This is a genomic window from Nocardia ninae NBRC 108245 (assembly GCF_007990755.1).
Classification (GTDB): domain Bacteria; phylum Actinomycetota; class Actinomycetes; order Mycobacteriales; family Mycobacteriaceae; genus Nocardia; species Nocardia ninae.
Genome location: NZ_BJXA01000134.1, coordinates 1 through 14,702, shown reverse-complemented (window position 1 = coordinate 14,702; position 14,702 = coordinate 1). Strand labels below are relative to the sequence as shown.

13 protein-coding genes are annotated in these 14,702 nt (G+C 67.6%); 6 read left to right on the top strand and 7 right to left on the bottom strand.

Annotation, left to right across the window (positions count from 1 at the left end; all coding sequences use genetic code 11):
* Positions 1 to 692: hypothetical protein (locus tag NN4_RS42990; protein ID WP_147143779.1), on the bottom strand; the 692-nt coding region annotated here is incomplete at its 3' end.
* 234 nt (positions 693 to 926) lie between these two features.
* Here NN4_RS42990 and icmF point away from each other — a divergent pair.
* The gene (icmF, locus tag NN4_RS42985) at positions 927 to 4,145 is read left to right on the top strand and encodes a fused isobutyryl-CoA mutase/GTPase IcmF (RefSeq protein WP_147143776.1); all 3,219 of its coding nucleotides are present in this window, start codon (positions 927 to 929) and stop codon (positions 4,143 to 4,145) included.
* 6 nt (positions 4,146 to 4,151) lie between these two features.
* Here the strand turns inward: icmF and NN4_RS42980 are convergent, their stop codons facing one another.
* On the bottom strand, positions 4,152 to 4,553 hold the full coding sequence (locus NN4_RS42980; RefSeq protein ID WP_147143773.1) for a Dabb family protein: 402 nt from the start codon (positions 4,551 to 4,553) through the stop codon (positions 4,152 to 4,154).
* A gap of 110 nt (positions 4,554 to 4,663) precedes the next feature.
* Here NN4_RS42980 and NN4_RS42975 point away from each other — a divergent pair, with 110 nt between their 5' ends.
* Positions 4,664 to 5,293, top strand: coding sequence for a TetR/AcrR family transcriptional regulator (locus NN4_RS42975; RefSeq protein ID WP_147143770.1), 630 nt, complete (start codon positions 4,664 to 4,666; stop codon positions 5,291 to 5,293).
* Positions 5,294 to 5,364: 71 nt separating this feature from the next.
* Entirely contained in the window at positions 5,365 to 6,447 is a 1,083-nt protein-coding gene (locus NN4_RS42970; protein WP_147143767.1) for an amidohydrolase family protein, read from the top strand.
* Positions 6,448 to 6,494: 47 nt separating this feature from the next.
* Here NN4_RS42970 and NN4_RS42965 read toward each other — a convergent pair whose 3' ends face one another.
* Positions 6,495 to 7,151, bottom strand: coding sequence for a TetR/AcrR family transcriptional regulator (locus tag NN4_RS42965; RefSeq protein ID WP_147143764.1), 657 nt, complete (start codon positions 7,149 to 7,151; stop codon positions 6,495 to 6,497).
* A 144-nt stretch (positions 7,152 to 7,295) separates the two neighbouring features.
* Between NN4_RS42965 and NN4_RS42960 the strand changes: the two genes are divergently transcribed.
* Positions 7,296 to 8,789 carry a flavin-containing monooxygenase gene (locus tag NN4_RS42960; RefSeq protein ID WP_147143761.1) on the top strand — a complete coding sequence of 498 codons (1,494 nt, stop codon included), beginning with the start codon at positions 7,296 to 7,298 and terminating at the stop codon, positions 8,787 to 8,789.
* Between the two features lie 41 nt (positions 8,790 to 8,830).
* Complete coding sequence (locus NN4_RS42955) at positions 8,831 to 9,238, top strand: DUF3224 domain-containing protein (protein WP_147143758.1); 408 nt, start codon at positions 8,831 to 8,833, stop codon at positions 9,236 to 9,238.
* Here the strand turns inward: NN4_RS42955 and NN4_RS42950 are convergent.
* Positions 9,223 to 10,038, bottom strand: a complete 816-nt coding sequence (locus NN4_RS42950; RefSeq protein ID WP_246181423.1) for a helical backbone metal receptor — start codon at positions 10,036 to 10,038, stop codon at positions 9,223 to 9,225. The two genes, NN4_RS42955 and NN4_RS42950, sit on opposite strands and share 16 nt — an antisense overlap.
* Before the next feature lie 40 nt (positions 10,039 to 10,078).
* Positions 10,079 to 10,606: a TetR/AcrR family transcriptional regulator gene (locus tag NN4_RS42945; RefSeq protein ID WP_147143755.1), complete on the bottom strand. Its 528-nt coding sequence runs from the start codon at positions 10,604 to 10,606 to the stop codon at positions 10,079 to 10,081.
* Positions 10,607 to 10,679: 73 nt separating this feature from the next.
* On the opposite strand from NN4_RS42945, the gene NN4_RS42940 reads away from it, so the two are divergent.
* Complete coding sequence (locus tag NN4_RS42940; protein WP_147143752.1) at positions 10,680 to 11,153, top strand: LIC_13387 family protein; 474 nt, start codon at positions 10,680 to 10,682, stop codon at positions 11,151 to 11,153.
* A 194-nt stretch (positions 11,154 to 11,347) separates the two neighbouring features.
* Here the strand turns inward: NN4_RS42940 and NN4_RS42935 are convergent, their stop codons facing one another.
* Both NN4_RS42935 and NN4_RS46495 read right to left on the bottom strand, forming a co-directional pair.
* On the bottom strand, positions 11,348 to 12,115 hold the full coding sequence (locus tag NN4_RS42935) for an SWIM zinc finger family protein (RefSeq protein ID WP_147143749.1): 768 nt from the start codon (positions 12,113 to 12,115) through the stop codon (positions 11,348 to 11,350).
* Positions 12,112 to 14,702 (bottom strand): DEAD/DEAH box helicase (locus NN4_RS46495; protein ID WP_246181422.1); only part of this gene is annotated, 2,591 nt, incomplete at its 5' end. The genes NN4_RS46495 and NN4_RS42935, both read right to left, overlap by 4 nt.

Genomic DNA, 14,702 nt, shown 5'->3' with positions numbered 1-14,702 from the left:
GCCGCCTGCGGCACGCTGCCGCCGCGATACTGTCCGGCCAGATGCCACAACCCGGTGAAGTTGTTGAACGGACCGCCGACGATCTGACTCGTCCACTCGATCACGAAATTGCCCGAACCATCGATGGTGCCGTGCACCGGGCTGGTTTTGCCGGGCAGCCCGCCGCCCGGTTTCGGCGCACCCTGGTTGAACACCTGGTTGTTCCAGGTGACCCCCAGACTGCTCAGATCACCGGAGAGTTGCCCGCCGTCGGAGAACAACTGCGGCACCGCGGTACCGCCCCCGGTCTGCGGGTCGGTGGGATTGGTCGCGGTGGCGAAATCTACGCCGTAGAAGCGGACCGGCGTGGTGACCCGGCCCGACTGGGCATTGCCCGTACCGTCGAACGCCGCGGCGGGCTGCGGCTGATAACTCCCGCTGACCAGGCCGCCGTCGCTGCCCGCGGACAGCGTGGTCACCGTCTGGTCACTGCAGGCCGAGTCGCTGTTGGCCAGGTACGGGCCGCCTGCGTCGCCGGTCGGCAGGATCATCCGGAAGAAGCTGCCGGTCACCGCGCCGCCCGAGCAGACGCCGGGAGCCAGCGCGAACAGACCGTTGAGCGGTGCGGGTTCGGCGTGTGCGAACGGCGCGGCCACTATCGACAGGCCGAGGGCGGCTACCGCGGCGGTGCGCCGATAAGAGTTCCGTCCCATGGATCGTCCTTTTGGTGGATTTGTGCAGATGGATTTCGGATTTAGGGCATCGCGTCCCATCGGAACTCGGCCCGCGGCCAGCTGTCGCCCTTTGCATTCACGGTGAGCGCAACCCCGCAGCCAACTTTGTGTCATTGACCGGCCGAGTGGCACCTGGCGCTGTGATGCGCATCACCGTAGGATTAGTTTGACGTCCTAGTATCGGGCGCCAACTGGACTCGCCGGAGGACTCCCGTGGCCGACAGCAGCGCGCTTCATACGCCGACCAACCCCGTCCGTTTCGTGACCGCTGCGGCGCTGTTCGACGGGCACGACGCGGCGATCAACATCATGCGGCGCATCCTGCAGGCGCAGGGCGCCGAGGTGATTCACCTCGGGCACAACCGCGCCGTCAGCGAAGTGGTGGACGCGGTGCTCACCGAGGACGCGCAGGGTGTGGCGGTCAGTTCGTATCAGGGCGGACATGTCGAATACTTCGAATATCTCGCCGACGCGCTGAAAAAGGCCGGGGCGGAGCACGTCCGGATATTCGGTGGTGGCGGCGGCGTTATCGTCGCCGAGGAAATCGCGCGGCTCGCCGAATGCGGCATCACCATCTTCTCCCCCGAGGACGGACAGCGACTCGGCCTGCCCGGCATGATCAATCAGCTGATCCGGGCCTGCGATATCGACCTCGCCACCGAACCGCCGGTGCTGGACGCGGTGCTGGCCGGCGAGCGCGCCGCCCTGGCCCGCGCCATCACCTGTATCCAGCAGAACACCCTGACCGGCAGCGACCGGCAGACCTTGACCCAGGCCGCCGCCGCGCGCACCGTGCCGGTACTCGGCATCACCGGTACGGGCGGCTCCGGAAAGTCCTCGCTCACCGATGAATTGGTGCGCAGGCTGCGGTCGGACCAGCAGGACAAGCTGCGCGTCGCGATCCTCGCGGTCGACCCGACCCGGCGCCGCGGCGGCGGTGCACTGCTCGGCGACCGCATCCGGATGAACGCCCTCGACGGCGACCACATCTTCTTCCGCTCGCTGGCCACCAGGGGCGGGCGCGAACTGCCGGACAATGTCGACCTGATCGTGACCGCCTGCAAGGCAGCGGGATACGACCTGGTGATCTTGGAGACACCGGGCATCGGCCAGGGCGACGCCGCAGTGACCGATTACGTCGACGTGTCCATGTATGTGATGACTCCGGAGTTCGGCGCCGCCTCCCAGCTCGAAAAGATCGATATGCTGGATTTCGCGGATGTCGTAGCGATCAACAAGTTCGAGCGCCGCGGCGCGGCCGACGCGCTGCGGGACGTGTCACGCCAGCTGATTCGCAATCGCGCGGATTTCAGCGCGGCACCGGAGGACATGCCGGTCTTCGGCACCAGTGCGGCGACTTTCAACGACGACGGTGTCACGGCGCTGTACCAGCACCTGGCCGGGCTGCTGGCCGAACGCGGCCTGCGGCTTGAACAGGGGGCGCTGCCCCGGGTGAATACCCGCGTGTCCACCCGGTTCGCGCAGATCATCCCACCCGCCCGGGTGCGCTACCTGGCCGAGATCGCCGAGACGGTGCGCGACTACCATGCGACCACCGCCACGCAAGTCGTTGCGGCACAGCGGGTTCAACGTATCGAGCTGGTCGCCGCCGAACTGCCCGACGATCAGGCCGTCGCCGAACTGGCCGAGACCGCGCGTGCCGAGCTGACCGCCGACAACGCCGCGCTGCTCGCCGAGTGGCCCGCACTGGCCGAGTCCTACCGCGGTGACGAGCAGGTGGTGCGGGTGCGCGACCGCGAGATCCGTACGCCGCTGCGCCGGGAGACGTTGTCCGGCAACTCGATTCCGCGGGTCGCATTGCCCCGGTTCACCGATCACGGTGAGCTGCTGCGTTTCCTGCGTGCGGAGAACCTGCCCGGCCGCTTCCCGTTCACCGCAGGCGTCTTCCCGTTCAAGCGGGACAACGAGGACCCGGCCAGGATGTTCGCCGGTGAAGGCGACCCGTTCCGCACCAACCGGCGCTTCAAGGTGCTCAGCGAGCATGCCGACGCGAAAAGGCTGTCCACCGCGTTCGACTCGGTCACCCTCTACGGCCACGATCCCGCCGAACGCCCCGACATCTACGGCAAAGTCGGCACCTCCGGCGTCTCGATCGCGTCGCTCGACGACATGCAGGCGCTGTACGACGGTTTCGACCTGACCGCGCCGACGACCTCGGTGTCGATGACCATCAACGGGCCCGCCCCCACCATCCTGGCGTACTTCCTCAATACTGCGATAGACCAAGCACTGGAACGCTTCTCGGCCGCAGAAGGACGGCAGCCGACCGACGACGAGACCGCCGATATCCGGGCGAAGACCTTGGCGACGGTGCGCGGCACGGTGCAGGCCGACATCTTGAAAGAGGATCAGGGCCAGAACACCTGCATCTTCTCCACCGAGTTCAGCCTGCGCATGATGGCCGATATCCAGGAATGGTTCGTGCGCAACGGCGTTCGCAATTTCTACTCGGTCTCCATCTCCGGGTATCACATCGCCGAAGCAGGCGCGAACCCGATCAGTCAGCTCGCCTTCACCCTCGCCAACGGATTCACCTACGTGGAGGCGTACCTCGCGCGCGGGATGAAGATCGACGACTTCGCGCCGAACCTGTCGTTCTTCTTCTCCAACGGCATGGACCCCGAGTACTCGGTGATCGGCCGGGTCGCCCGCCGCATCTGGGCCATCGCCATGCGTGATCGGTACGGCGCCAACGATCGTTCGCAGAAGCTGAAGTACCACATCCAGACCTCCGGTCGTTCGCTGCACGCACAGGAGATGAGCTTCAACGACATTCGCACCACCCTGCAGGCGCTCATCGCCATCTACGACAACTGCAACAGCCTGCACACCAACGCCTACGACGAGGCGGTGACCACCCCCACCGAGGAGTCGGTGCGCCGCGCGCTGGCCATCCAGCTGATCATCAACCGCGAGTGGGGCGTCGCGGTGAACGAAAACCCGCTGCAGGGCAGCTTTCTCATCGACGAGCTCACCGATCTGGTGGAAGAGGCGGTGCTCTCGGAGTTCGATCGGATCAGCGAGCGCGGCGGCGTGCTCGGCGCGATGGAAACCGGCTACCAGCGCGGCAAGATCCAGGACGAGTCGATGCGCTACGAGCACCGCAAGCACGATGGCTCGCTGCCCATCATCGGCGTCAACACCTTCCGCAACCCGCACGGCGAGCCGAAGCACGACATCGAACTGGCCCGCGGCACCGAAACCGAAAAGCAATCCCAGCTGAGTCGGGTCCGCGAATTCCAGCACCGGCACCGCGACCCCGCGCACGCCGCCCTGGCCCGCCTGGAAGCCGTCGCCCGCACCGACGACAACATCTTCGAGGTGCTGATGGACGCCGCCCGCGTCTGCACCCTGCAGCAGATCACCGACACGTTCTTCACCGTCGGCGGCCAATACCGCCGCAACGTCTGAGGGTGCTCAGAGGATTCGCACCTCGGGGACCGTTGTCATCAGGCGTGCCCACTCCGGGTACTTCTGCAGCTTCGCTTCGTGCAACGCCATGATCTTCGCGCGCAGCGTGGGATCCGGTGCGTCGGAAACATCGGGCCCGATCGCGAGTTTCGCGACGTGCGGGATGATCCGCGGATCGCCGTCCAGGTGGACCGGGTCGTGCATGTACCGCTCCAGCGCCGCCAGATCCTCGATCCCCACGCAGTAGGCGTGCGTCAGCCCCTCGGAAGCGTCGCCGAGGTTCTGGCCGACGGTCGAGAACGACACCGACTCGACCGAAGCCGTGCGCCGCATCGTCGCGAGCACCTCCGCCTTCTGCTCGTCCGTCGTCTCGTCGCGAAAACCGAAGCGCAACAGGTGAACAATCATGAAGCCTCCTCATTTTGAACTAGCTAGTTCAATCTAGAGAACTGACTAGTAGATGCACAAGACTGAACCCATGAGTTCATCTCGGCGCGCGTTGGCGCTACCATGCGGGGGTGACGGGAGCAGCGACAGCACGGGGACGGATCGACAAGCGGCAGGCGATACTCGACGTCGCGTTCACCGTGTTCGCCCGCCGCGGCTACGACAAGACCTGTGTGCAGGAGATCGCCGACGAGGCGGGTGTCGCGAAACCCACGGTGTACAACCACCTCACCGACAAGCAGACGCTCTTCCGGCACGCCGTACTCGCCGCGGCGGATGCGGTATCGGCCGAGACGCTCACGATCATCGATCGGCTCAGGAGCCCTGGCGATGATCTCCGGGCGGCCCTCAACGATATGGCCGAGGACCTGCTGCGGGTGTGCTCGGGCGAGCGCGCCCTGGCGCTCCGCGCGCTGACCTACGCGCAGCTGGCAGCGTTCCCCGAGCTCACCGACGCGGTGCTGGAACGTACTTCGCAGCGCGTCGCCGAGGCCCTGACCGATCGGCTGGCCCGGCTCGCCCTGTCCGGCAGCTTGCGGACGACCGACCCGGCGCAGGCCGCCGAACAATTGCTCGCCTTGTTGACCGCGCCGCTGGAGGCTCGTTCGAAGCTCGGCACGCGCGCGGTCTCCGACGCCGAACGCCGGCGGATCGCCGACGCCGCCACCCACACCTTTCTGTCCGCTTACGGATCCAGCTGAATCCGGGCCCGGCACGGGGACACCGTGTGACAATCGCCGGGTCAGGACCATCGGCGGTGGGGACGGCGAGCATGAGCCTTTCTGGTATCCGGATCATCGACGCGCATATCCATCAGTGGGATCCGTTCACCACACCGCGGGTCTTCAGCACGACGGCGCGGTTGCTGCGGCTCTTGCCGCTGCCGATCGATCTGGCCAAACGCCTTGCGCCGCGCCGGGATCGCGAGTTCACCGGGGATCCGACGGCGTTCAGCCGCCCGTATCTGCCCGCGGACTATCGGGCGGACGCCGGGGCCGAGCCGATCGACGCGGTCGTGCACGTCGAGGTGGCCTGGACCGGAAAGGGGGAACTGGCCGCGGCCGACGAGACGGCGTGGGTGGCCGGACTACCGTTCGGCGGCGACAACCCCGAACTCGGTGCGATTCTCGGCTGCGCCGATCCGGCGGCGCCCGACTTCGCGGCGCTGCTCGACGCGCATCTCGCCGCCGCACCACTGGTGCGCGGCATCCGCGCGCACGTGGCCCACCATCCCGATCCGGATGTCCGGCCCTATGCCCCGCAGGCGGGCGCGCTCACCACCAAGGAGTTCTTGAACGGCTTCGGTGAGCTGGCCGCGCGTGGCCTCTCCTTCGAGGCCTGGGTGTACTCGCATGCGCTGCCGGATGTGACGGCGCTGGCCTCGCGGTTTCCCGAGGTGCCGATCGTGCTCAACCATCTCGCCACGCCCGCAGGGCTTTTCGGACCGGTCGGCAAGCACACCGGAATCAACCCGGGTGTGCGGCGGGCACTGTTCCTGCGCTGGCGCGACGACCTGTCCGCGCTCGCCGAACAGCCCAACGTGGTGGCGAAGGTGAGCGGGCTGATGATGCCGATCCTCGGACATCCGGTGCCGCCGCGCGGCACGAGCACCCCGGTTCCGGTGCTGGTGGACCGTATTCACCCGCTGATCGAGCACGCGCTCGACACATTCGGCGCGGACCGGCTGATCTGGGGCTCGAATTTCCCGGTGGACAAACCGATTACCACCATCGCCGACAGCATCGATGCGGTCGCGAGCGCGGTGACCGGGCACGGCGGCGGGCAGCCGGAGCTGGAACACATCTTCCGGAATACCGCACGGCGCGTCTATCGGATCGATGCCCCGGCCGCGTAACGCACCCTGCCGAACTCGACAGCCTCGCCAACCGGCACCGAAAAACTTTATCCCGCATCAGGAATCAGGTCCACACGCAGATACTGCGTTCCGAGCAAGGCGCCGAGGCGGCAGACATGGTCGATGATGCGGTCGCCGTCGATGTCCACCGCGCCGGTGCGCCATGCGGTGAGCAGTTCGATGAAACCGCCGATGCCGACGAGGGTGCTCATCCGGAACTCGAGCTCGTCGGCGTCCGGGCGCAGGTACGGCCCGGAGGTGGCGACCAGCAGGTCGGTGGCGTCGATGAGCATGGCCTTGCGGCGCTGCTCCAGCACGGCGCTGCCCGCGTGATCGGCCAGCAGGATGCGGGCGCGCCCGTTGTCGTCGGATTGCAGGCACACCGCGCGGGTGACGGCCGCTCGCAGGATGTCCAGCGGGGGTCGCGCGCCGTGTTCGGTGACGATGGCGTTCAGGTCAGCGAAGACCTCGGTGCAGACGGCGTCCCACGCGACGCCGAGCAAGGCGTCGCGGTCGGCGAAATGCTCGTAGAAGTAGCGGTCGTTGAGCACGGTCCGCTGGCACACACCGCGCATTGTCACGGCCGCCCAGCCGTTTTCGAGCCAGGTGTGGAGAGCCGCATCGATCAGCCGCGCGCGTCGTTCGGCGCTCCGCTCCTCGGCGGTGCGCCCACCCCAGGTCCGGGCCGGTACGCGCAGGCTCATGGTTGACAAACTACCGGACCGCGCGCCTAATTGGTGGCACGTGCGGCCAATTGGCTTCGTGGCACATGGAGGTGGCATGACCGAGCGAATCGTGACGCAGAAACCTGTCGGCACGGCGGAACCGAGCACCGGCGAGGCGGGGTCATGACCGGCACCGGGATCGACCACGAGGTGATCATCGTCGGCGCGGGATTCTCCGGGATCGGCGCCGCGATCAAGTTGCAGGAGGCCGGATTCGACGATTTCCTGATCGTCGACGAGGCCGACGGCGTCGGCGGCACCTGGCACTGGAACACCTATCCCGGTATCGCCGTGGACATTCCGTCGTTCAGCTATCAGTTCTCCTTCGAGCAACGCGCCAGCTGGTCCCGGACCTACGCGCCGGGGCGAGAGCTGAAGGCATATGCCGAATCGTGCGTGGACAAATACCAGCTGCGACCGCGAATCCGGTTCGATACCACCATCACCGAGGCCGAGTTCGACGAGGACGGCTGTCGTTGGCGGCTGCACACCGCGACCGGCGACGAGCTGACCGCGCGCTTCGTCATCAGCGCCACCGGCGTGCTGACCCGGCCCAAACTGCCCGAGATCCCGGGTGTCGACGACTTCGCCGGCGTTACCATGCACACCTCGCGCTGGGACCACCAGCAAGACCTGCGCGGCAAGCGAGTCGCGATCATCGGCACGGGAGCGTCTGCGGTGCAGGTGATTCCGGAGACCGCGCCGGAGGTCGAGCAGCTTGTGGTGTTCCAGCGCACGCCCATCTGGTGCCTGCCTCGACTGGATCTGCCGCTGCCCAAACCGGTGCAGTGGGCGCTGCGGGTGCCCGGCGCCCGGTCGTTGACCCGGCTGATCAGCCAGACCTACGTGGAGATCACCTTCCCGATCGCCGCGCACTATCACACGAAGTTGCCGACGGCCGCGCTCGGCGAACGCGCGGGCCTCGCCCACCTCCGCAACCAAGTGCACGATCCGGTGATCCGCGAAAAGCTCACGCCGCGTTACGCGTTGGGCTGCAAGCGACCGAGCTTCTCGAACGACTATCTGGCCACCTTCAACCGCGACAATGTGGTGCTGGAGACCGACCCGATCGAACAGATCACCAGCACCGGCGTGCGCACGGCAAGCGGCACCGAATACCCGGTCGACGTGCTGATTCTGGCGACCGGCTTCAAGGTGATGGAATCCGGCAACATGCCGACCTACGATCTGCGCGGCATCGGCGGCCTGGACCTGGAGAAGTGGTGGGACGAGAACCGTCTGCAAGCCTATGAGGGCGTGAGTGTGCCCGGCTTCCCGAACTTCTTCTCCATCATCGGGCCGTACGGCTACAACGGCTCGTCCTATTTCGCGCTGATCGAGAACCAGACCAGGCACATCCTGCGCTGCCTGCGGCACGCCCGCGCGGGCAACGCGACCATCGTCGAGGTGACCCGCGAGGCCAACGACCGCTTCTTCCAGGAGATGCTCGACCGGCGCGGCGGACAGGTGTTCTGGCAGGACAGCTGCGCGGTGTCCAACAGCTACTACTTCGACAAGCACGGCGATGTGCCGTTGCGGCCGTCGACCACGGTCGAGGCGGCGTGGCGCAGTGGGCATTTCGACCTGTCCGACTACCGGTTCGCGACGTCGGCATAGCGGTCGCGAAATTGTCGGTGCCCGTCGCTACGATCGCGCGCATGAAAGCCACCGGCACCTTCTCCGTCACCTCGTTCGTCCCGACCGAGGTGGTCCCCGATCCGCCCGTCGGCACCGCGCTGCCGGTCGGCGTCGCGCATATCGTGAAGGAGTTCGAAGGCGAGATCACCGGTCGCGCGGCGACCCTGTTCACTTCGGCCTTCGATCAGGACAGCGGGACCGGGACCTACGTGGCGATGGAGTCGTTCGAGGGTGCGCTGAACGGCAACGCAGGCAGCTTCAACTTCGCCCATTCGGCGACGACCTCGGGCACCGACCGGACCGCCGAGTTCTTCACCATCGTCCCCGCCAGCGGCACCGGCGCCCTGGCGGGCATCACCGGCACCGGTGGCCTGAGCGTGGACGCGGACGGCGGGCACCACATCTGGTTCGACTATGAGCTCGGCTGAGCGCCGCCGAGGAAAGTCGCCGCCAGTTGCCGGATGAGGGTTTCCCGCGCGGTGGCCAAGGACGGGCCGTACCAGGTTAGGCTGCGGCCCTCTACCAGCGCCACCGGGATGCCCGGGAACGCGTCGGGGCCATCGGTTCTGGTGAAGACGTACGGCTCGTCGGGTAGCACGGCGAGCTCGATGCCGGTGGTCAATTCGCCGTCGGAGAGGCGTGGGTAGCGGTCCGGACGGTCGGCGTGCACCAACCGCAACCCGAGTCGGGCGGCCAGATCGCCGGTGAAAGTGTTGCGGCCCACCACCATCCACGGGTTGCGCCAGATCAAGATCACCGCATTGCGCGGCGGGGTGGGCGGCGGTGGCGCCCAGACTGATTCGGCCTCGGTGAGCCAGGGCGGGACATCGACACCGAGGGCCTCGGTGAACAGGCGCGCCAGCGAGGCCAGCGCCTCGTCCACGGTTTCTATCCTGGTCACCCACACCGGAATTCCGGCCGCGCGGAGTCGGCCGACATCGATCTGCCGGTTCTCCTCCATATTGCACAGCACCAGATCAGGCGCGAGTTCGATGATGCGGCGCACATTCGGGTTCTTGGTACCGCGTACCCGCTCGACGGCGAGGTCGGCTGGGTGCGTGCACCATTCGGTGGCTGCGAGGAGGATCTCCGGGCAGGAAACCGCGACGGCCTCGGTCAGCGACGGCACCAGCGACACCACCCGCCGGGGCGGACGGTCAATTCCCACCGCGGTGCCGAGGTCATCGGTAGGCGTTGTTTTTCCGATACCGGTCGACTCGCCGCTCACGAACGGCCGCCCAGCACTGGAGCCGGTATTCGCCGGGCACTCATGACAACACCCGCCGAGCGAGTACGCGCAGTTCCTCCGGTGACACCGCGGGGATCATGCTGCCCGCCCCGAGCACCAGCAGATAGAGCAACTGCGCGAGCTGCCGCGCGTCGTCCGCGCCATATCCACTCTCCCCCAGCAGAGTTCGCAGGAAGCCCAGCCGAGCCGCATCGATGCGCTCCTTGACTTCAGCCGCGAGCGGGTCGTCGATCGCCCATGAGCGTATCGCCGTTTCCAGCGTGGCGGGCCCCTCGTCCCGCAGCACCAGATCCAAGAGCAGGTCCAGCTTTTCCCGAGCATCGAGTCGCGCTGCCGCAGTCACCTCACGCAGGTAACGCGTGGTCTGCACCTCCTCGAAGTGCTCGAGCAGCGCCGCCTTGTAACCGCCCATGCTCGAAAAGTGGTGATAGAACGACCCGGTACTCAGCCCGGTCGCCGCCACCAGCTTGTCGATCGTGAGCCCGGCAGGCCCTGCCGTGCCGAGGATCACCAGGCCGGATTCCAGCCACGAACTCTTGCCTGCCATAACATCCAGCCTATAACATAAGTTTTGTTCTGTTTTTCGGAATGTTGGCACGGCACGAGTTACGGAGGTCGCGATGACCGCGATAACACCCTCGTCCAACACCCGGCCCGCCCGCTGGGCCACCCCGGTCCATTTCGCCGGGTCCACTTTGCTCGGCTTGGTCGGCCTGGCGCATCTGCTTGTGGTGCACGTTTTCAACGGCGACGACGGCCCGGCCGAAGAGGTCGTCAACGCGATGTCTGCGCAGGTCACCGGGTCGATGTTCGACGGCGGCAGACAGCTCTCCGTCTTCGATCTGAACACCGGCTACAGCGTCGGAATGGGTTTCCTCGGCCTGCTTTTCGGCCTGCTGGCGATCGCCGCAGCGCACGGCGCACCAGAACTGATCACGCGGTGGTCGCTGTTCAACGGAGTCTGCGTGGCAGCGGCGGGCGGCACATTCTGGATCGCCTGCCTGTATTTCCCCGAGCCCGCCATCGTGGTTTCCGGGCTCGCCACGCTGTGCTTCGCGGCGGTGTTGGTCGGCGGAAATCGCGACACGGCCTGAGCACTGCCCCGGGTACGGCCACAGTGGCAGCGGCTGGGCAACCCTCGGGCAGTTCCGGGACCGGGGCGATGCGCGCAGACTTGGTGAGGCATCCGGTGTCGGGAAGTCCCGGTCCCGTGCAACCGGACCAGATCCCGCCCCGAAAAGTCCGGAGGCAACCGCAAGCCCCGACGCCGGATGCTCACCAAACTCACTCAGCTGTCGAACATTTGATACAGCGCGGTGAGTTCACGCAGCCCCACCGCGGCGATCGGCTCCTCGGCCGAGGTCATCCGCATCGCCTTGCGCAGCAACAACGGATCCAGATCGTCGGGGGCCGGCCGGAATTCGGCCTTCGGTAGATCCGGCAGCACGGCCTCGTTGCCGTAGGGATCGTCGGAGTCCACGGCGCGCAGGTCACGTTCGATACCACCGATGAGCGTGTCCAGGTCCAGGCCGCGCAGCGCGAGGATCTCGCGGGGCCGCTCGTCGAGCCGTTCGGCGAGCAGGTAGCAGACCGCGGCGACGTGCTTGCACGGCCAGCCCGGGTCGGGGCAGCTACAGGTGAAGTCCAGGTCGGCGGCGGTGGTCGGCAGCAGCAGCGGGCCGAGCGCGGTCGGCAGTGCGCCGGAAGCGATCTCGGCGAGCATGCCCGGCGCGTCGCGGATGGTCTCTATGAGCAGCTCGACCTCCTCCTCGCGCAGCGGCCGGACGGTGAACACCGCGGTGAACGGACGCGGCTGACTGCCCTGCACCTCCGCGGTCACCGCGCCCGGCTCGATCCGGTAGCTCACCACCTGCCCGGCCCGCGCGTAGGTGCGCCCGCGCGACATGCGCCCGGCGTCGGCCATCTGCTCGACCGCGTCGATCAGCGCCTTGCCCCACCAGGTGCGCCCGAAACCGCCACGGCGGCTGCGGGCCTCGACCCCGCCGCGCACCGGGCGGCGCTTACCGAACTCGCTGTAGTCGATGTACGGACTCATTCGCCGACCGCCTCCGCCCCGAGCGTGAACAGCTCGCGCAGATCATCGGTGCTCAACTCGGTGATCCAGTTCTCCCCCGCGCCAACGGCCAGATCGGCGAGTTGTCTCTTGCCGTTGATCATTTCGTCGATCCGCTCTTCGATGGTGTCGACGCAGACCAGCTTGCGCACCTGCACATTGCGCTGCTGCCCGATCCGGTACGCGCGGTCGGTGGCCTGGTTCTCCACCGCCGGATTCCACCAACGATCCAGGTGCACAACATGATTGGCGGCGGTCAGATTGAGCCCGGTGCCACCGGCCTTCAGCGACAACAACATCAACGGCGGCCCCTCGGGCTCCTGGAACCGGGTGACCATGGTGTCGCGCCGCTGCTTGGGTACCCCGCCGTGCAGGAACGGCACCTCCGTGCCGAAGCGTTCGACCAGGTAGGGCGCGATGAGCTCGCCGAACTCGCGGAACTGGGTGAACAGCAACGCCTTCTCGCCGTCGGCGAGCACCGCGTCCAGCACGTCCTCCACCAGCGCGAGCTTGCCGGAGCGATGGCTGCCGCGGTGCAGCACCCCGGAGCCGTCGCCGAGGAAGTGCGCCGGATGGTTGCACACCTGCTTGAGCCTGGTCAGCGCGCTGAGCACGGCGCCCTTGCGCGCCATGCCTTTCGCGTCCTTGATCTTGGCCAGCATGTCATCGACCACCGCCTGGTACAGCGCGGCCTGCTCGACAGTCAGGTTGGCGCGCACCGTCATCTCCAGTTTGTCCGGCAGATCGGTGATCACCGCCGGGTCGGTCTTGACCCGGCGCAGCACGAACGGCTGGGTGATCATCCGCAGCCTGCTGATCGCGTTCTCATCCCGCTCGCGTTCGATGGGCACGGCGAAGCGGGCGCGGAACGTCTGCGGACTGCCGAGCACCTTCGGCACCGCGAAATCCATGATCGAGCGCAGTTCCTCCAGCCGGTTCTCCACCGGAGTTCCGGTGAGCGCCAGCCGATGACGCGCCGGGAGCGAACGCGCCGCGCGCGATTGCCTGGTCGCCGCGTTCTTGATGTGCTGCGCCTCGTCGAGCACGATCCGGTCCCACGTCTGCCGCTTCAGCTCGTCGAGGTCCCGCGCGAGCAGCGAGTAGGTCGTGATCACCAGATCGGACTCGGCCACCGCCGCATCCAGCTCCGCGCCGGAGCGCCGGCCCACGCCGTGGTGCACCCACACGCGCAAGTCAGGCGCGAAGCGCTCGGTCTCGCGCTGCCAGTTGCCGACCACCGACATCGGGCACACCAGCAGCGTCGGCCCCGGCATACCGCCGCCGGAATCGCCGGCGGCCTTACGTCGCCGTGCGGCATCCAGCGACAACACCACCGCGCCATCCGCCGTCTTCGCCCCGGCCGACTTGCGGCTCGGCTTCGCGGCCTGCCGGTCCCGCGCGTTCGCCGCCTCGCGCTCGTGCACCAGCAACGCGAGCACCTGGACGGTCTTGCCGAGCCCCATGTCGTCGGCCAGGATCGCGCCGAAACCCATGCGGCTCATGGTGACCAGCCAGGCGAGGCCGCGTTCCTGGTAGGGGCGCAGCTGCGCCTTCAACCCGACCGGCGGGGCGATCGGCTCGAGTTCGCGCGTCCGATCCAGGATGTCGGCGGCCCACCCGGTGGCGGTGACCTCGGTGACCGGCACCTGCTCCACCCGGCCGCCCGCGAGTTCGCCGATCAGGTCGGCGAAGGTGATCTCGGAGGTGTCGGTGTGCGCGGCCACGTAGCGGGCGGCGGCGGCCAGCACCTTGTGGTCGGCCTGTACCCAATCACCGCGCAGCTGCACCAGATCCGATTTGCTGCGGACCAGCCGTTCCATCTCCGCTTTGGTCAGCACGGTGTCGCCGAGCGCGAGTTCCCAGCGGTAGGAGACGAGTCCCGGCATACCGACGGTGCTTTCGGCGGCGGGCACCGCACTCTCCACCCGCAGCCGCATGGTCGGGGCGCTGACGTTCCAGGCGCGCGGCAGCAGCAGTCGAACGCCTGCGGCCTGCAGGGCGTGCGCGCCGTGCTCGACCAGGTCGACCACGACCTCGGTCGGCAGCAGCAGGTCCATCGAGCGTGGATCGCTCGGCAGGTCGCGCAGCCGGGGGTACGCCCGCTGCGCCTCGCCGAGCTGCTCGACGGCGACCCGAAGCAGATCCGGATCACCTTGCAATTGAACAGGATTCGGCGCTTCTCCGTCGATACGCAGGCAGACCTCCAGCCGCCACAGCGCCACCGATTCGTCCGCGGTGCCGAGGTCGCCGTCCGGCTCCAGCAGGCGCAGCACCAGTTCCGGCTCGTCGCCGGTCAGGGTGGCCCGCCAGTGCTCCAGCGTCTCGGCCACCCGGTAGCTGCCCGCGTCCAGGGCGATATCGCGCACGAGCGCGTCCACCAGCGGATGCACCGAGTCGGGCGAGTCGATCATGGACCGGGCGATCGGGTCGGTGAGCTCGGTGACCAGGTCGTCCAGCACCGCGTTGGGCCGACCCGCCACCCGCAGCGCGGCGGGCATGGCCACCGCCAACTCGGCCAGCCAGGCGCGCTGCCGTTCGCCGCCGACCAGGCGCCAGCGCACCCACCACT